18 protein-coding genes, 1 rRNA gene and 1 pseudogene are annotated in these 17606 nt (G+C 63.6%); 14 read left to right on the forward strand and 6 right to left on the reverse strand.

What is annotated here, in order from left to right; all coding sequences use genetic code 11:
* Nucleotides 1-103, forward strand: a 5S ribosomal RNA gene (rrf, locus tag JWR51_RS12810); the annotation flags it as partial.
* Nucleotides 104-406: 303 nt separating this feature from the next.
* Nucleotides 407-616, forward strand: a pseudogene (locus tag JWR51_RS12815) (hypothetical protein); the annotation flags it as partial.
* Here JWR51_RS12815 and JWR51_RS12820 read toward each other — a convergent pair.
* Complete coding sequence (locus JWR51_RS12820) at nucleotides 613-1269, reverse strand: uracil-DNA glycosylase family protein (protein ID WP_299747956.1); 657 nt, start codon at nucleotides 1267-1269, stop codon at nucleotides 613-615. The pseudogene JWR51_RS12815 and the gene JWR51_RS12820 overlap by 4 nt on opposite strands.
* A 189-nt stretch (nucleotides 1270-1458) precedes the next feature.
* On the opposite strand from JWR51_RS12820, the gene JWR51_RS12825 reads away from it, so the two are divergent.
* Entirely contained in the window at nucleotides 1459-2280 is an 822-nt protein-coding gene (locus JWR51_RS12825; protein ID WP_299747958.1) for an isocitrate lyase/phosphoenolpyruvate mutase family protein, read from the forward strand.
* A 12-nt stretch (nucleotides 2281-2292) separates the two neighbouring features.
* On the opposite strand, the gene JWR51_RS12830 is transcribed toward JWR51_RS12825, so the two are convergent.
* Nucleotides 2293-3162: a MurR/RpiR family transcriptional regulator gene (locus JWR51_RS12830; protein WP_299747960.1), complete on the reverse strand. Its 870-nt coding sequence runs from the start codon at nucleotides 3160-3162 to the stop codon at nucleotides 2293-2295.
* A gap of 186 nt (nucleotides 3163-3348) precedes the next feature.
* On the opposite strand from JWR51_RS12830, the gene JWR51_RS12835 reads away from it, so the two are divergent.
* From JWR51_RS12835 to JWR51_RS12865, 7 genes are all read left to right on the forward strand, one after another.
* On the forward strand, nucleotides 3349-4383 hold the full coding sequence (locus JWR51_RS12835) for an ABC transporter substrate-binding protein (RefSeq protein ID WP_299747962.1): 1035 nt from the start codon (nucleotides 3349-3351) through the stop codon (nucleotides 4381-4383).
* A 65-nt stretch (nucleotides 4384-4448) separates the two neighbouring features.
* A complete protein-coding gene (locus JWR51_RS12840) occupies nucleotides 4449-5225 on the forward strand; it encodes an ABC transporter ATP-binding protein (RefSeq protein ID WP_299747964.1) in 777 nt (258 codons plus the stop codon).
* Entirely contained in the window at nucleotides 5222-5980 is a 759-nt protein-coding gene (locus JWR51_RS12845) for an ABC transporter permease subunit (protein WP_299747966.1), read from the forward strand. Before JWR51_RS12840 ends, JWR51_RS12845 begins: the two co-directional genes overlap by 4 nt.
* Nucleotides 5977-6735 (forward strand): ABC transporter permease subunit, encoded by a 759-nt coding sequence (locus JWR51_RS12850; RefSeq protein ID WP_299747968.1) that lies wholly within the window; start codon nucleotides 5977-5979, stop codon nucleotides 6733-6735. Before JWR51_RS12845 ends, JWR51_RS12850 begins: the two co-directional genes overlap by 4 nt.
* 26 nt (nucleotides 6736-6761) lie before the next feature.
* Nucleotides 6762-7343 (forward strand): AAA family ATPase, encoded by a 582-nt coding sequence (locus JWR51_RS12855; protein WP_299747970.1) that lies wholly within the window; start codon nucleotides 6762-6764, stop codon nucleotides 7341-7343.
* Entirely contained in the window at nucleotides 7340-7930 is a 591-nt protein-coding gene (locus JWR51_RS12860) for a nucleoside 2-deoxyribosyltransferase (RefSeq protein ID WP_299747972.1), read from the forward strand. Before JWR51_RS12855 ends, JWR51_RS12860 begins: the two co-directional genes overlap by 4 nt.
* Nucleotides 7931-8126: 196 nt before the next feature.
* Nucleotides 8127-8570, forward strand: a complete 444-nt coding sequence (locus JWR51_RS12865; RefSeq protein WP_299747974.1) for an SRPBCC family protein — start codon at nucleotides 8127-8129, stop codon at nucleotides 8568-8570.
* Between the two features lie 22 nt (nucleotides 8571-8592).
* Here JWR51_RS12865 and JWR51_RS12870 read toward each other — a convergent pair whose 3' ends face one another.
* Genes JWR51_RS12870 through JWR51_RS12880 form a run of 3 tightly spaced genes read right to left on the reverse strand, consistent with a single transcriptional unit; the run spans nucleotide 8593 to nucleotide 11539 of the window.
* Nucleotides 8593-9462 (reverse strand): Gfo/Idh/MocA family oxidoreductase, encoded by an 870-nt coding sequence (locus tag JWR51_RS12870; RefSeq protein WP_299747976.1) that lies wholly within the window; start codon nucleotides 9460-9462, stop codon nucleotides 8593-8595.
* Between the two features lie 14 nt (nucleotides 9463-9476).
* The gene (locus tag JWR51_RS12875; protein WP_299747978.1) at nucleotides 9477-10508 is read right to left on the reverse strand and encodes a Gfo/Idh/MocA family oxidoreductase; all 1032 of its coding nucleotides are present in this window, start codon (nucleotides 10506-10508) and stop codon (nucleotides 9477-9479) included.
* On the reverse strand, nucleotides 10505-11539 hold the full coding sequence (locus JWR51_RS12880; RefSeq protein ID WP_299747979.1) for a Gfo/Idh/MocA family oxidoreductase: 1035 nt from the start codon (nucleotides 11537-11539) through the stop codon (nucleotides 10505-10507). Before JWR51_RS12880 ends, JWR51_RS12875 begins: the two co-directional genes overlap by 4 nt.
* Before the next feature lie 538 nt (nucleotides 11540-12077).
* On the opposite strand from JWR51_RS12880, the gene JWR51_RS12885 reads away from it, so the two are divergent.
* The 4 genes from JWR51_RS12885 (at nucleotide 12078) to ugpC (ending at nucleotide 16374) form a co-directional block, all read left to right on the forward strand.
* Entirely contained in the window at nucleotides 12078-13343 is a 1266-nt protein-coding gene (locus JWR51_RS12885; RefSeq protein ID WP_299747981.1) for an extracellular solute-binding protein, read from the forward strand.
* Entirely contained in the window at nucleotides 13343-14305 is a 963-nt protein-coding gene (locus tag JWR51_RS12890) for a sugar ABC transporter permease (RefSeq protein ID WP_299747983.1), read from the forward strand. Before JWR51_RS12885 ends, JWR51_RS12890 begins: the two co-directional genes overlap by 1 nt.
* Nucleotides 14302-15210, forward strand: a complete 909-nt coding sequence (locus JWR51_RS12895) for a carbohydrate ABC transporter permease (protein WP_299747985.1) — start codon at nucleotides 14302-14304, stop codon at nucleotides 15208-15210. The genes JWR51_RS12890 and JWR51_RS12895 overlap by 4 nt, the downstream gene beginning before the upstream one ends.
* 93 nt (nucleotides 15211-15303) lie before the next feature.
* Nucleotides 15304-16374, forward strand: coding sequence for a sn-glycerol-3-phosphate ABC transporter ATP-binding protein UgpC (gene ugpC / locus JWR51_RS12900; protein WP_299747987.1), 1071 nt, complete (start codon nucleotides 15304-15306; stop codon nucleotides 16372-16374).
* 39 nt (nucleotides 16375-16413) lie between these two features.
* On the opposite strand, the gene JWR51_RS12905 is transcribed toward ugpC, so the two are convergent.
* Nucleotides 16414-17556, reverse strand: coding sequence for an amidohydrolase family protein (locus JWR51_RS12905; RefSeq protein ID WP_299747989.1), 1143 nt, complete (start codon nucleotides 17554-17556; stop codon nucleotides 16414-16416).
* Nucleotides 17557-17606: the final 50 nt, after the last annotated feature.

Genomic DNA, 17606 nt, shown 5'->3' on the forward strand with positions numbered 1-17606 from the left:
GCGAGGAGCCCAAGACCCGATCCCATCCCGAACTCGACCGTCAAATTCCTCTGCGCCAATGGTACTAAGTCTCAAGGCTTGGGAGAGTAGGTCGCTGCAAGGTCTGCCAAAAACGTATGAAGTCTCATAATCAATGTCGAAACACAAAACCCCCAGTCAGTAATGACTGGGGGTTTTTGCGTTTTCCGGACGATTCTTGCCAACGCATTCCACCTTGGAACAGGCAAGGGAAAGCGACAGCCTCCTCAGCCGCTGCCGCGCTCCCGGGAAACAACCCGGCCCCCCAGCACACCCGCTCGGCCATCGGACGGAGGCTCTCAAACGGAGCGAAGAGGCCAGCCGCAGGAGCCAGGAGCAGGAGGACGGAGGCCAGCGAGCCAAGATCGAGACCTATCGGCCTATAGTGCTGGCCTTCCTCGGCAAGGCTGCATATGGGGCGATCTCTGGCAAAAAGGATGTGCTCTGGGGGCGGCAGAGTGAACGGTTCGGAGGCGCGGTCGTGTGGGTGCTGCCCAATCCCAGCGGCCTGAACCGTGCCTTCCCGCTGGCTCGGCTGGTCAGCGCCTATCGCGAGCTTCGGGAAGCGCTGGACGCCGGAGAGATGGCGCGCGCTTAGCCGAGAAGTCCTGCGATATCGGCGCGCAGGACCGGCAGGAGTTCGGCTTCGAACCAGGCATTCTGCTTGAGCCAGCCGCTATTGCGCCAGGATGGGTGCGGCAAAGGGATGGTTCGGGGTGGTCCGGGGCGGTGATAGATTTGCCGCCATTCCTGCACGGTGCGCGTCAACCCGCCGGAGGTGTCCGTACGGTCGAGGCGTGAGCGTTGCGCATATTGGCCGACGAGCAGCATCAGCTCAATATTCGGCAAATGGGCAAAGACGGTGTCATGCCATGCCGGCGCGCATTCGCGCCGCGGCGGCAGGTCGCCGCCCTTGGTGTCGTTTCCGGGAAAGCAGAAGCCCATGGGAATAAGCGCGACCTTTTCCGCATCGTAGAAATCGGCTTCGCCGATGCCGAGCCAGTCCCGCAGGCGATCGCCGGAGGCGTCGGTGAATGGACGGCCTGACGCGTGTACTCGCGCGCCGGGCGCCTGGCCGACAATGCAGATCCGTGCCTGGGGCGACGCCTGAATCACCGGGCGCGGCTCGTGCGGCAGTGGCTGGCCGAAGCGGGGCGTGTCGCGGCAGATGCGGCAGGCGCGGATGCTCGTCAGCAAGGCGGCGAATTCGGCGTCCGGTCCGGACAGGGGATTATGAACCGGATCGCTCATAGACGGGTTTCCATGCGGCTCGCGCGGCGGGTGCTGGTTGCCGCTTTCAGTGCCGTAAGCCTTTTGCGCATCGTTGCCAATGTTTGACCAGGCATAAAGCGAGAGGCACTGCCGGCGATCTCTCAAATGGCGGGAAGCTGTGCGAGAGGATAAAATCCCGATAGTGCCGAATCCTACCGGAGAGTCTCAATGAGCCGTACGACCGAAGAGAAGCGGGCAGCGTTCCGGGCGTTGCATCGCGAGGGATGCTTTGTGCTGCCGAATCCGTGGGATGTGGGTAGTGCGCGCATGCTGCAGCATCTGGGGTTCAGCGCGCTGGCGTCGACCAGTAGCGGTTATGCCTGGACGATGGGGCGGCCGGATTACGCGACAACGCGGGACGATGTGCTTGCGCATTTACAGGCGATGAGCGCGGCGGTCGATCTACCGGTCAATGCTGACTTCGAGGCGGGTTTTTCGAACACTATCGAAGGCGTGGCCGACAATGTGCGGCTGGTCATCGCGACCGGGATCGCGGGATTATCGATCGAGGATCGGGATGTGGACAATGGCGGGCTTTATGACATGACGACGGCGCTTGAACGGCTCAAGGCCGCGCGGTTGGCGATCGACCAGTCGGGCAAGGATGTGCTTTTGGTCGCTCGTACGGAAGGCTTGCTGATCAACTCGGAGGCGTTGACGCCGGCCATCGACAAGCTGGTGGCGTTCGCCGATGCGGGTGCCGATTGTCTTTATGCGCCCGGCGTCGCCAGCAAGGAGGCCATCGTCACCATGGTGCGGGCCGTGGCGCCCAAGCCTCTCAATGTACTGGTCTGGGACCCAGCCTGGACCGTGGCCGAGATGGGCGATCTTGGCGTGCGGCGCCTGAGCGTCGGTGGCTCGCTGGCGTCGGTCGGCTGGGCGGCGACCATTGCGGCGGCCACGGCTATCAAGGGCGGATCGTTCGGGCCGCTGGGCCAGAGCGCGTCCGGACTCAATGGCATTTTCGAGAAATTTGTCGAAACGCGCTGAGAGGGGACAGGCTCACCCCTTCAGTGGCGACCAATCCGGATCGGTGCTCATCATCCAAGGATAGGAGAAAGCTGCGAAGCTCTCCACCACCTCCACCGCATTGGGTACACGACTGGCAACTGCTGCCACCAGCGCCTCGATTAACGCCAGGATCGCGGTGTCCGACGGTGGATTGTATTCGTGGTAGGCCTCGACAAACAGAGTCAGGTCTCCGGCCGCCGCCAGCGGCGAATTGAGGTGATCGGTGATGGCCAGCACCGGAATGCCGTGGCGCTTGGCGTGGCGGGTGACCACCACGGTGTCGCGCATATAGAGCGAGAAGGCGATGGCGATCACCAGGTCGTCGGGGCCGAATTTGAACAATTGCCGGGCGGCGCCGACCGTGCCTCCGCCATTTTCGATGGTGCGCGCGTTGCCCCCCGTCAGCTCGATCCCCACGGCCAGGATATTGGCGAGGCTGGCGGCATTCTCGAAGCCGACGATGAAGATGCGCTTGGCCTTGACGATCATCTCCACCGCCCGCTCGGTCTTGTCGGGGGTCAGCTTGGCGATGGTGGCTTCGATATTGGCAATGTCCTCGCGCAGCGAGGCGATCATCACGTCCTGGGTACTCGCGCCTTCGGCCAGCTTCTGCTTGAGCCTTTCAACCGGCGCGAACAGCTTCTCAAATCCGCGGATCAGCTCGTTGCGGAAATCCGCATAACCGGCAAAGCCGATGGTGGTGGCGAAGCGATTGGCAGTGGCCACCGAAACCCCCACCGTTTCCACCGCCTCATGGATGCTCATTCGCGCCAGTTGCAGGGGCTCGGCCAGCACGAAATCGGCGAACTGCCGCAACGCCGCCGACAGCTTGGGATAGTGCGTCGCGATCCGTTCGGCCACTAGAGTTTGTGCGGGGAGCCCATTTTTTAGGCGGCTATAATTTTTTGCCAAAATCATCCTCATTGCCGATTGAATGTATTGTTACATCTGATAACGTTGCTTGTAACAAAAATAACATATCCAGGGAAACGGCGCCGGCACCCACGGCGAATGTCCCGATTTCGTAGGCAAGGAGCGTACCCGCAAATGACGAAGCTGCCATCCTTTTCCCTCACTCGCCGGGACATGCTGATCAGCATAGCCGGTGCCGGCCTAGCCATGAGCATTCCTGGCTGGGCTGTTGGTCAGACGCTGACGCCGGTCACCACCGCACTGGGCTGGATCCCTAATGCCGAATATGCCGGCCTGTGGATCGCCATCGAAAACGGCTATTTCGCCGAAGAAGGCATCGATATCCACTACACTCCGGGCGGTCCGAACGCTCCGGGCGTGCTGGTGTCGCTCTCGGCCGGCGATGCGCAATTTGCCGGCGGCGACTGGATTCCGTTCCTTGAGGCGGTAAACAAGGGCAATGACTTCGTCGTGCTCGGCTCCGCCTTCCCGATCAGCCCGGCCGCGTTGATCTCGCTGGCCCAGCATCCGGTCAAGGAGCCCAAGGACTTGGTTGGCATCCGCATTCTCAACCAGATGCCGGCCGACAAGAATACCGTGGACTTCATCCTCAACAAGGCCGGCCTGCCGCTTGACTATACGCTGGTGCCGACGGGCTTCTCGCCCGAGCCGCTGGTCGCGGGCGATGGCGACGCCTATTTCGCCTTCGCCACCAACCAGCCGATCACGCTGGAGAATATGGGCCTCAAGCGCGATACGGATTTCTTCGTCACGTTGATGGCGGACTTGGGCTATGCCACCCCGGCGGGCATCATCATCGCCGACAAGAAATACGTCGCCGAGAACCGCCCGCTGGTCGTGGGTTATCTCAAGGCCCTGGTGCGTGGCTGGATCGAGAACGGCAAGGACCCCAAGGTCGCCGCCCAGTTGATCGTCGACAAATACGGCGCCGATTTCGGCCTCGAACTGGCCCAGCAGATCCGACAGAACGAACTCGGACAGCCGCTGATTCAGGCTGCGGGCGCACCCGGTCCGTTCTGGTTCGACACCGCCGTGGTGCAGACCACCATCGCCGAAATTGCCAAGTCGGCCGGCATCACCACCATGCCGCCAACCGAGCAGATCGTCGATCTGGGGCCGCTTGAGGAAGCGCTCGCCGCGATCAAATAAAGGGGGTTTTGAAGGGGACTAGTCCCCTTCACCCCACCCTTTTTCTGCATGTAACTGGAATGCTTATGACGGTCCCAGCCATTCGGCTCGAGCATGTCGGCAAAAGCTTTGCGCTGGATGGCGGCAAGCAATTTACCGCCCTGTCGGATATCGATCTTTCCATCGGCAAGGGGGAGTTTGTCGCCCTGCTCGGCCCATCCGGGTGCGGCAAGAGCACAATCCTGCGGCTGGTTGCGGCGCTGGAAGCGCCCAGCAGCGGTCGCGTCAGCATCGAAGGCGCCGATCCGCAAGCGCTGAGCCGTTCGCACCGGCTGGGCGTCGCCTTCCAGGATCATGCGCTGCTGCCCTGGCTTGATGTCCGTGCCAATGTGGCGCTGCCGTTCCAGGTCGCCGGCAAGAAAGTCGATACGGCGCGGGTCGAGGAGTTGATCCGGCTGGTTGGTCTTTCGGGCTTCGAAAAGGCTCGCCCGCGCCAGCTCTCGGGCGGCATGCGCCAACGCGCTTCGATTGCCCGCGCTTTGGCGCTGCAACCCGAAGTTTTGCTGCTCGACGAACCATTCGGCGCGCTCGATGCGGTGACGCGGCGGCAGATGAACGTGGAGCTGCAGCGCATCTGGAGCGCGCAGCGGATCACGACACTGCTGGTCACCCATTCGGTGGACGAGGCGCTGTTCCTTGCGGATCGCGTCATCGTCATGAGTGGCCGCCCGGGGCGCATCATCCGCGATATTACCGTGCCGTTCGAGCGGCCGCGCAAGCCTTCGGTGATGCGCGACCCAGCGTTCCACCAACTGGTGGACGAGCTCACCCTGGCGCTGGAACCGGAGGGCGAGGCGGAATGACGGCGCGATCCGACGGGTTGCAGCGCTTCATGCTCGGGCTGGTCGGGATCGGTCTGTTCCTTGGCATGTGGCAGGTTATCGGCGTCTATCGGCTGGCCGGGCTCACCTGGCCGCCCCTGACCGACGTTCTGGCCTTCATCACCGATCCGTCCAAGCAGACGCTGTTCGGCCGCGCCATCACGGCCAGCTTCAGCGCCGTCATCACCGGCTATGGGCTTGGCGTCGTCGCGGGCATTGCGCTAGCCATGCTCGGCCGTGTGGTCGCCGTCCTCAAGCCGGGTCTCGATCGGCTGATCGCCGTGATCCACGCCATTCCACTGGTCGCCCTGGCGCCGCTGTTCATGGTCGCCGCCAATCGTGACGCCACGCCGCCCTCGATTGCGGCGCTCGGCGTGTTCTACATGATCTATGTGGCCACCACGTCCGGCCTCAACGCGGCGTCGGCGACGCATCGTGATGTCTTCACCGCGCTCGGCGCCAGCCCCGTCACCCGCTTTATGCGGCTGGAATTGCCCGCGGCACTGCCGGCAATTGTCTCGGGCATGAAGCTGGCCATTCCTGTCGCCTTCATCGGCGCCATCGTTGGCGAATGGTTTGGCGCCTCGCGCGGGCTGGGTCTGCTGATGGTTTCGGCGATGCAGAATTTCCAGATTCCGCTGCTGTGGAGTGCGGTGCTGATCGTCACCGCTTCTTCACTCGCGCTGTTCGGCCTGATGAGTCTGGTCGAACGCCTCACCTATGGACGCTACCAATGAGCGGCGTGATCAAAGGCCTTGGCACCTTCCTGTCCAATTATTGGGGCGTCATCGCCATCCTCGTGCTGTGGGAGGCCTGGGTCAATATTTCGGGGCTGAACGCCATCGTGCTGCCCAGCCCGGTCAGCGTTTTCCTCGATCTTGCCTCGGCGCCCGGCCTCTACGCGACCAACGCCGCGCAGACCTTTATCGTGGCGCTGCTTGGGCTGATCCTCGGCCTCGCCGGCGGCATTCTCCTGGCGCTGGTGGCTTGGGCGTCGCGCCTGCTCAACGGGCTCTTGACCCCGCTCGGGCTGATCTTTTCCTGCGTGCCCGTGGTGGCGCTGATTCCGATCATCGCTCGCCTCTTGGGCTACGACATGCGCACGGAGATCGCCATTGTGGCTATCGCAGCATTCTTCCCAACGTTCGTCTTTGTCGGGGCAGGGCTGCGGGCCTTGCCCCCGGGCAGCGACGATCTGTTCAAGGTGTTCGGCGCCAGCCGCATCCAGCGCTTCCTGCGGCTGGTGCTGCCTGCCGCCGTGCCCAATCTGATGATCGCACTGCGCCTCACCGCGCCCGAAGCGATCCTTGCGGCTATTCTCGCCGAATTGCTGATGGGCACATCGGGGCTGGGCTTCATGTTCCGCGAGGCGTCCGGACGCTTCGCCATGGAGCGCGCCTTCGGCACCTCGATTATCGCTACCATCACCGCCGTGATCTGCTTCGGGCTGGTCATGGCCGCCGAGCGGCGCGTCGCAGCGCGCTGGCAATAACCTCTTTTATCTCAGGAGCCATTCTCATGGTCAAAGTGCAGCAACCCCCCGATCCCTGGCAGCGGACCACCACCGAAAACGGCTTCGCCGCCGACGAGGTGATTTCCGCGCTGCAAAAGTGCACGCGCCGCGGCATGACCGAAAACGTGCTGCTGCTCGGCTGGGAGATGTTCATCACCAGCCCCGAAATGGAAGAAATGCTGTGGTCGCGCCTTTGCGTTATCGCGGTTGAGGATATCGGCTTCGGCAATCTCGACGCCCCGCTGCTGGTGGAAACACTCTACCAGCAGCACAAGCGCTATCCGCGCCCGACCGGCGACCGCTTCCTCTTCGCCGTCCACGCTATTCGCGTGCTGACGACCTCCAAAAAGGATCGCACCAGCGACGACATGACCAATTGGGCCAAGCGCGTGGTGGAGCTGGGCGAGCGCGCGGCGGAAATCCCCGATGTGGCGCTCGACATGCACACCCGCCGGGGCCAGGAAATGGGCCGCGACTATTACTTCTTCATGTCGGAAGCCTCCAAGGTGATCCCCGAGATCAACGACAAGGATCATAAATACCGAGACTGGATCATGGCGGCTTTGGCCGACGGGAAGCTGGTATGACGCCCACCCACAAGGTCTATATCGCCGGCCCGGAAGTGTTCCTGCCCAATGGCAGTGAGCAGATGGCGCTCAAGGGAAGAATGGCACTGGAGCACGGGTTTTTCCCCAGCACCATGGCCGAGGATGCGCTCGATCCGACCGGCGTGACGCCCTTCGCCTTCGGTTGCCAGATCAGCGCGGCCAATGAGGCCATGATGCGCGACGCCGATCTGGTGATCGCCAACTTGACCCCGTTCCGCGGCATTTCCGCCGATATCGGCACCGCCTTCGAGGTCGGGTTCATGTGCGCGCTGCGCAAGCCGGCCTTTGGCTATACCAATACCACGCGCGGTTATTTCGAACGTCTCTCCGAGGATTTCTATCACGGTGCGACCCGCAAGGACGCCGGCGGCGTCATGCGCGGCCGTGATGGCCTGATGCTGGAAGACCACGGCATGGTCGACAACCTGATGCTCGACGGCGGCATCGAAGCACTGGGCTGCGTGCTGGTTCGGCGCGAGGTATCGCCCGATCGGCGGCTACAGGATCTCGAGGCATTCCAAGAGTGCCTGCGCCTGGCGCGGGCGCATATGGACAGGCTCAGCTAAGGCCCGTTGACACGGCAAAGCCAGCGTGAGCGGGCCACCGAATATCCGAGGCGATAGCGGATCGAGCCGGCGCTCCGGTTTTGCTCCGCTGCGCTGTCGTATCCTCAGGTGCCCGTTCGTCGTTATAGTATCGGGCGACCGAAGGCCGCCCACCAGGAGACAATCGAAGAACCCGAGTGAACCACAGGAGCAATCCATGCCCAGCACGATCCGCCTGCACCGCGTCATCGCCGCCAAGCCCGAGAAGCTTTATCGCGCCTTCCTCGAACCTGATGCGCTGGCGAGCTGGCTTCCACCCTATGGGTTTACCGCCACCGTCCATGAATTGGATGCGAAGGTCGGTGGCAATTACAGAATGTCGTTCCGCAATTTCACCACGGGTGACAGCCATTCCTTTGGCGGCACCTATCTGGAACTCGTTCCGGGTAAGCGCCTCGTCTACATCGATAAGTTCGATGACCCCAACCTGCCGGGTGAGATGAAGGTCACGGTGGACTTGAAGGCCGTGTCTGTCGGCACCGAGCTCAACATCGAGCAACTGGACGTGCCGGACGCGATCCCCGCCGAGGCCTGCTATCTCGGCTGGCAGGAATCCCTGCGCAAGCTCGCAAAACTCGTCGAGCCCCAGATCGATCAATAGCGACGGCGATCCCCTACCGGCATCAGGTCTCGCGGCGTCGCGCCTGCGCCTCCGCGAGCCTTACATGCTCCAATAGGACGATCGGGGCGAGGAGGGCGTCGTCGGAGAGTGGAGGCTTACGCTGAGCAAGCATTGTCGCGAAGGCGTTCACTCCAGGCTGGACGTAATCCTCGCCCAATACGATGTCGCGGCTGATTACACCGTGGCTCCCGACCGCGGTGACCCGGAAGGGCACGCGTCCGGTCGTGTCGGGCTGGATGAATTCGAGCGTCACCAGCACGTCGCCCGCGCGGTAGCGCGCAATCACGGCCCCGGGTGTCACCTGTACGTCGATGTCGTTCGGCATGCCTGGAACCATGCGTTGGGCCACATCGGCGAGGTGAATGCCGTAAAAGAAAATACCGCTATATTCGGACTTGGGGTCCGCGGGGCCGGTGAGCGTGACAGTTTGCAAATCGCCGATAGTGCCGAGCTGGTCGGCAACCTCCTGCGTGTCGCTCACCCAGCGCAGGGCGGAGGACGAGGTCAGCAGGGCGTTTCCGCGTTTGGCGGCGGCGATGATGTCGCGGGCATCGGTGACGCTTGCCGCCAGGGGCTTGTCGACCCAGACCGGCGTGCCGTTTTCCAAAAAGGGCACGGCAAGGTCGCGGTGCAGCGCACCGTCGCGGGAGGTCACGATCAGTGCGTCCACCTTGCCCAGAAGCTCCTGGGCGGAGACGGCAATGGTATCGATGCCGCCCAGTTCCGCCAGCTCCCGATTGCGCTCGGGCGTGCCGGCAACCAGTGCGGTCACCCGCATGGGTAGCTCGGCCGGCTGGACGACGTTGAGGTAGCGGATGATCTCATGGGCGTGGCTGTTCTCGATGCCGACGATGCCGATGCGGTAGCTCATGTTTGTCACCTCACTCAGTTCGAAAGCGCGACGGGCTGGCCCGTCCGCGCGGATTCATAGACCGCCAATACCGTCTGCAGCGCGCGACGGCCTTCCGCAGTCGTAACCCCGGGGCGACGGCCCTGGGTGATCGCCTCGAGCACATCGCGATATTGCCGCTGGTGCGCCATATCGACTTCGCTCCATCCTTCAGGCACATCGCGCTCGGTCAGAGTCGCCGCCTCGGGTGCTGTCGCGGTGGTCGAGCTGAAGTAGGCGAGACGGTCGTTTTCCATAACGGCAGTCCCGCCTGCGCCGTGCACAGCCAGGCGCACCGGCAGGCCGGGATAGGCCGCGGTGCTGGCGAGGAGCACGCCTACGGCTCCGCTCTCGAAGGAAATCAGCGCACCGGCGACGTCTTCGACCTCGATGTTCTGGTGGGCGAGGCAGCGGGTATGGGCGACGACCGATACGGGCGTGCCAAGCATCCAGATCAGCAGGTCGAGCGCATGGATGCCCTGGTTCATCAGCGCGCCACCGCCATCGATAGCGATGGTGCCGCGCCAGTCCCCGGAGTCGTAATAGGCCTGCGAGCGGAAAAAGGCCGATTCCACCGTGCCCGACGTGACGCGGCCCAGTTCACCGCGGGCGATGGCCTCGTGGATATAGGATGCAACGGGCTGGAACCGCCGCTGGCTGATCACCGAGACAGTGCGCCCGCTCTTTTTCTCGGCAGCGATTATCCGATCGGCCGCGTCGAGCGTGACGTCAACGGGCTTTTCGATGATGACATTGAGGCCGGCTTCGAGCGCCTCGACTGCAACCGGTGAGTGATAGGCGCTCGGCACGCAAACCGATGCAAGATCGAGGCGCTGTGCCGTGTAGGCCTCGGCCGCCGACGCGTAGGCCGGCACGCCATAGCGGTCGGCCAGCGTTTTGGCGCGGGTCGGATCGATGTCGACGACGGCGGCGAGTGTCGCGCGATCTCCCAGACCGGAAATCAGGCGGGCGTGTACGGCGCCGATCACGCCGGCGCCGATGATTGCTATGCGGAGTGGCTGGTTCATGGATGCTTCCCTCGGGCAATTTCAGAGTTCGTGGAATTCGCGCGCGTCCACCGGTGCGGGCGGCCATTTTCGTCCGCGGAGGCCTGCGCCAGCAGCGCGAGGCGCGTGGCGGTCAGCGACTGGGCTGTGTCGACGGGGGGTGTGACGCCTTGGGCAAACGCATCCAGCGCGTCCTGCGCTGGCCGGCGCCCGGGCGGCAGATCGAGGACGCGGGTGCCACGCTTATGCGTCGTCACCTCGACACGCCCCCGCGCCCAGAAGATTTCGGCGGATCCCTCGGTGCCGACGAGGCGAAGGCGATAGTCGCCATGCACATCCGACGCCTGGGGCGTGAGCCAGCTCACCTCGCAGGTGATGATGGTGCGTGGGGTCACCAGGGTAGCGACGCCATAACGCGGGAAATCTTCCGCGCCCTCCAACAGGCCGGAGACGGCGCCCTGCACCATGCCGGTATCGGCGGGGGCGAATTGCAGCGCCGCGTCGAAATCATGCACCGACAGATCGGCGAGGATGCCGCCATACTGCGCGCGCTGGAAAAACCAGGCCGGGCGTTGGTCCCGGTTGAGCTTATGCGGGCCCGATCCGGCTACGCCGACAATCTCGCCAAGCTCCCCGGAATTGACCACCGCGGCGGCCGCGAGGGTCTCGGGATAACCGCGCTTTTCGAACATGACACTGACGGTGCGCCTCGCCTCTGCAGCGGCGTCGGCGATAGCGTCTAGTTCTTCGAGGGAGGTGCAGAGCGGCTTGTCGGCCAGAACATGGGCGCCGACGCGCAGGGCGGCGACGACGTCGCGACCGTGGCTGCCATAGATCCCAGCGATCACCACGACATCCGGGTTTTTCGACAGCAGGTCCTCGACGCACTCGACCGCCGGCACGCCAAAGTCGGCCGCATAGCGTTGGGCGACGGCAAGATCGGCGTCCTGTATCCCCACTAGCGTGAAATCGCGCCGGTCGTCGCGCCTCAATTCGCCGAGGACATAATCGACATGGGCGTGGGCGGCGCCGAGAACTGCAATTTTGACCATCTGGAAGCTCGCCTATACTTTCTCGGCAATGCCGTACAGATCCGGCATGAGGACCAGCCGGTACAGATTCTCTTCGCGGTGCCTGGTGCTTTCGAGTTCGAAGCCGGTATCCCAATCAGCGACCATCTGGTCCCCGCCTCACTTGTGTAATGAACCCTATCGTGGTGATCCTGTGCGGATCATCGCCGAAGACAACGCTTGCCGCGCCAAGCTATTAGCGCCGCGCGAACTGTGCAACCGGTTGCAGTCTTAGTACGGCGAAGGAATCCAAGTCAAGTCGCGCAGATGGTATGAAACCGCCTCTCGCTGGTCCTCTTCTGTAGCCAGGTCGAGATTCTAGGCGATTCATTGCCGTTCGTTGCGCCGGTGGATCAGCAAAAGCGGGGCCGCCCGAGTGAGGATCGCCGCCGGGCGACATCGATCCGACTTTTGACGCTATTGTCATGCAACCGATTGCACGCTACGAATGGCATGCCGACCGTGTGGGGGAAGGCGCAGCTCACCGCGTCGGTGCGCGGCAGGACAAAGGGAGAATAATATGGCAAGACGCAATGTATTCGCCGCAGGGGCGGCGCTTGTGGCGGCGCTTTCGGTGTCGGGCTTCGTCACCGGCGCCCACGCGCAGGAGACGGCAGACCTGCGTGTCTGGTTCATGCAGGACTCGGTGTCGGACAAGGCCGCTGCATGGCTTTCGAGCGAGTTCGCGGCGGAAAATCCGGGGTCCACGCTCACGGTCGAGGTCCAGCCTTGGACCGATATCGTCTCGCGGCTGCTGACGTCCCTGGCCAGCAAGTCGGAGACCCCCGACATCGTCGAGATCGGCAATACCAAGTCGACGACCTTCGCCAGTGTCGGCGCCCTGGCCGACCTCACGGACATGTACGACCAGCTTGGCGGCGACAGCCTGATCCCGAGCTTCGTCACGGCCGGCACCGTCGATGGCAAAATCTATGCCTACCCGCTCTATGCCGGAACCAGCGTGGTGTTCTACCGCAAGGACTTGTTCGAGAAGGCCGGTATTAAAGTGCCCGCCACGCTCGATGAGCTGGTCGCCGCCGCTGCCACCGTGGAGGCCGCCAATCCCGATGGGACCGAGGGCTTCAAGGGTATCTACTTCCCCGTGGTCGACACGCATGGCTTGGAAAGCTGGTTGTTTTCGCATGACGCCAACTACGCCCGCCAGGTCGATGGCAAATGGGTGAGCGGGCTGACCGAACCCGGCGCTCATGCGGCCCTCGAGCAGTTGCAGAAGCTGTGGACGAACTCCTCGCTGGGTGCCCTGGATGCGCGCGAAACCGCCACCCATCCCTGGGTGCCCTATAACAATGGCGAAGTGGCGATCTTCTCGTTCCGTGCATTCGCGCAGCAAAACATTTCCGATGAGCTGAAGGCCGTGACCGGCACCATGGCTCTGCCCCCGGTCGAGGCAGGTGGCCAGAGCCATCAGTTCCTGGGCGGCTCCAACGTGGCGATCGCGGCGAACTCCTCGCATCAGGAACTGGCAAAGAAGGCTTTGACGCTGATCATGAGCAAGGAGTTCATGACGCAGCTGGCCCAGGACGGTGGCTGGGTCCCCGGCAATACGACCTTTGCGGACGCCATTCCGGATGGGCTGGTGCCGGCGCAGCTCCAGCAGCAGATCGCGCAGACTTCGGGCCTCACGCCGGCTGCGAAGAACTGGGCGATCGTGGAGGGCAATAACCTGCCGATCGATCTCTATACCGGTGTCGCCAAGGGCGAGAACATCGACGATGTCACCGCCCGGATCGGCGCCGGCATCGAAAAAGTCCTGAACACCGACTGATGGGCACGACCTTGGCGGATGCCGATCTCGTCCTGAACGCTCCCCCCCGTCCACGGCGCCGCCGTCGACGGGGGGCACTTGCCCCCTATCTCCTGGTGGCTCCGCTCATCGCAGCGGTGATGGTCGCGCTGGGCTGGCCGCTCATCCAGCAGTTCCTCATGTCGTTCCAGAAGTTCGGTATGGCGCAGCAGTTCGGCGCTGAGCCCGAATGGATCGGATTGGGCAATTATATCGAGATTCTCGGCAATCCGACCATGTGGCTGGTCTTCGCGCGCTCGGTGGTGTTCTGCGCGGTCTGCGCATCGCTGTCCATGCTGCTGGGTGGCCTCTTGGCGATCCTGCTCACCAAATTGAGCAACTGGGCGCGGATCATGCTGCAGGTGTCGCTTTTGCTCGTCTGGGCGACGCCGGTCCTCGTGACCATGGTGATCTGGCAGTGGCTTTTCGATGCCCGCTACGGGCTGATCAACTGGGTGCTCTCCCATATCGGCCTGACCGGCATGGCGGGTTTTCCGTGGACCTCGACGCCGATGGGCGTGTTCACCATTGCGGGCATAACGGTGATCTGGGGCAGCCTGCCACTGATCGTCTTCATGATCTATTCGGCCCTCACCCAGGTCTCCCGGGAAGTGCTGGAAGCTGCCGAACTCGATGGCGCCGGGCCGCTCATGCGCTTCTGGGAGGTCACGCTGCCGCTCATCACACCCGCCATCATGATCGTGGGACTGCTGCAGATCGTGTGGGACCTGCGCGTTTTCACCCAGCTCTACGTGCTGCAGCAGGCGGGCGTTTCGGTGGACGAGACCAACCTTCTGGGCACTTACATTTTTCGGCTCGGCATCGGCCAGGGCCAGTACGGCTCCGCTTCGGCCCTCGCGACCGTGGTGCTGCTGCTGACCCTGCTGCTGACCTGGCCCTATATCGCGCGCATGTTCGCGCAGCAGAAGGGGAGCTCCGCATGAGTTCGGAGACGTATGCTTCGACTGCCGTTACAACCGCCGCCCCGGCGCAGGCCAAGGTTCGCAAGCGCAGCCGGGGCGCCCAGCAGCAGTGGATCTGGAATGGCGTTGCGGTTCTCGCCACGCTGGTCATGATCTTTCCCATCTATTGGATGATGAACGCGGCGTTCTCGACCAACAAGGAACTGTTCAGCCGCACGCCGCGCCTGTTCCCGGCTCCGCTGTCAGTGGAAAGCTTCGCCGGCATCCTGGCCGACCGGGCCTTCTGGTCGGCGCTGACCATGAGCGCGGGCGTGACCCTGATCGTGGTTTTCGTCGCGGTGATTTTCGGGTTCCTGGCGGCCGTTGCGGTCAGCCGGTTCCGGTTCCGGTTCCGGGGCGGCGGCCTCATCATCCTGCTCGTGCTTATCGTGCAGATGATCCCCGCCGAGGCATTGTTCATCTCGCAATTCAGGATGCTCGACGGCTGGGGCTTGCTGAATACCGTTGCGGGCCTGTCGATCCTTTATGTCGGCATGATCGTGCCGTTCACGGTATGGCTGTTGCGCGGCTTCATCCACGGCATCCCGGCCGAACTTGAGGAGGCCGCGATGATCGATGGTTGCAGCCGCACCGCGGCCTTCTTCCACGTGACGCTGCCGCTGCTCGGGCCGGGCATCGTCACCGCCTCGGTCTTCTCGTTCCTGCATGCCTGGAACGAATACACCCTTGCCCTCATCGTGATGACGAGGCCCGGCAATGCCACCTTGCCGCTCTGGCTCCAATCGTTCAGCAGCGAGCTGTCGGCGACGGACTGGGCGGGCATCATGGCCGGCGCCACGCTGATCTCCGTTCCCGTCGTGATCCTGTTCCTGATCGTCCAGGGGCGCCTCGCTGGCGGAATGATGGCGGGTGCCGTCAAGGGATGAACCGCATCGCTGCCGCGGCTAGCCCGCGGCAGTCCACATCGTCAACTCACGGTCCATCGCAGAAGGCCGGCCGAGCACCGCAGGGGAATAAACATGGCATTTCTCGTACTCAAGAATATCCGCAAAAGCTTCGGCCCCACGACCGTCATCCCCGACCTGAACCTGGAGATAGAGACGGGAGAATTTGTGGCGCTGGTGGGGCCTTCGGGATGCGGCAAGTCGACACTTCTTCGCGCCATTGCGGGTCTTGAAGAAATCGACACCGGCGAAATCTGGATCGAAGGGCGCCAGATCGACGAGCTGGGGCCCAAGGATCGCAACATCGCCATGGTGTTCCAGTCCTACGCGCTCTATCCGCACAAGACGGTCCGCGACAATATGGGGTTCAGCCTCAAGCTGGCCAAGCGGCCCAAGGAGGAGATCGACGCGCGGGTGGGCGAGGTCGCGCGCATGCTGCATCTCGATGCCTTGCTCGATCGCAAGCCAGGCCAGCTCTCGGGCGGCCAGCGCCAGCGCGTAGCGATGGGGCGCGCCATCGTGCGCCGTCCCAAGGTTTTTCTGTTCGACGAGCCGTTGTCCAACCTCGATGCCAAGCTGCGCGTGGCGATGCGCGCCGAGATCAAGCTGTTGCACCAGAGCGTGCAGACCACATCGGTCTATGTCACGCATGACCAGATCGAGGCCATGACGCTGGCCGACCGTCTCGTCGTCCTCAACAAGGGCGTAATCGAGCAGCAGGGCACGCCGCTCGAACTCTACAGCAATCCATGCAATATGTTCGTGGCCGGCTTCATCGGCTCGCCGGCGATGAATTTCCTACAAGGCGAGATCGTCGAAGAAGGCGGCCAGAAGGTCGCCAGGCTCGGTGGCGGGGCCCGCCTGCCACTGCCAGCCGGGTCTTCGCATGCCGCAACGGCCCGGCAGGTCACCCTTGGCCTGCGGCCGGAGCACTTGACCATGCAGGCCGGCGGCCCGCTCACCGGCTCGATCACTATGACCGAACCGACCGGGGCCCAGACGCTGGTCTATTTCGATGTCGGAGGAACGCTGGTTACTGCACTGGTCGAGGGGGATACGCCCCTGCGCGTCGGCGATCAGTTTGCCTGCGGCGTCAATCCTGGCCGCATCCACGCCTTCGACAGCGCCACGGGCAACAGGATCTAGTCCGCGCCTGCGCTAAATCGCGCGGGCCGGCAAGGCTGACTAGCGCTGCCAGACCCGCTCGCCGCGCACCATGGTGGAAAGCACTTCAAGCGCGTCGCGACCCTCCTGCCAGCGGAAGGTAACGAGATCGGCCGGCATGCCGACTGCCAGCGATCCTCGCCCGCCCACGAACCGGCCGGGCCGGCTGGTGGCCAGGGGATAAATGTCGTACAGGCGCAAACCACTGGTGCGTACCGCCCGCGCAATGCAGTGGTCCAGCGTCAGTGCCGCGCCGGCCAGATAGGGTGTGCCGGCCACGCCAAGGCGCCCATCCGGCCAGAGCTGGACCCGGCCGCCGATCGGCTGATCGTAGATGCCGGGTTCGAGCCCACCAACGGCGGCGACATCCGATACGAGGATGGAGCGCTCGAGACCCTTGGCGCGCAGCATCGCCTTGAGCGTATCGGCCGGCAGGTGGTGGCCGTCGGCGATAAAGCTAGCCGTCAGGCGGTCATCGGCCAGCTGTGCCCAGATGAAGTTGGGATGCCGTGGCAGGTTGGCGGGCGCCCCATTGCCCAGATGCGTCGACAAGCTGGCACCCGCCTGGGCAGCAGCATGGATCTGGCCGGGCGTGGCATCGGTATGGCCGATAGCGACATGAATCCCCATCGCCACCAGGTCCGCCACGAAAGCGATGGCGCGGTCCGATTGCGGCGACAGTGTCACCAACCGAACCAGGCCACTCGAAACTTCCTGCCAGCTACGGACTTCTTCGAGGTCGGGCTCCCGCACATGCTCAAGGGGATGAGCGCCGCGCGCGCCGTCCGTGGGCGAGATGAACGGCCCTTCGACATGAATGCCCACAATGGCATGCGCAACGAGCGGACTGGCCTGCCGGGCGAGCGAAATGGCGCGCAAGCCTTGCACCAGATCGTCGCGCGAGGCCGTAATCAGCGTCGGCAACCAGGTGGTGACGCCGTGTTCGAATAGCTTGTGCGCCAGGGCGATGACGCGCTCTGGCGGCAGCGGAGCGTGGTTGAGATCGAGGCCGAAATAGCCATTGACCTGCAGATCGACGAGACCTGCTCCGACGAAATGGTCTGTGTGGCCCTGCCAAGGTTCGATCGCGTCAATGAGGCCGTCGCGGACCCGGATTTCGACGGTCTCGCCGGTGACGAGCTTACCCCGAACGTGTTGGCTCACAGCGTCCTCACGCCCATGAGCGCGGTGACGTCATCGAAATCGTCCATCGA

The sequence above is a fragment of the Devosia sp. genome, assembly GCF_028290625.1.
In the GTDB taxonomy this organism is placed as follows: Bacteria; Pseudomonadota; Alphaproteobacteria; order Rhizobiales; family Devosiaceae; genus Devosia.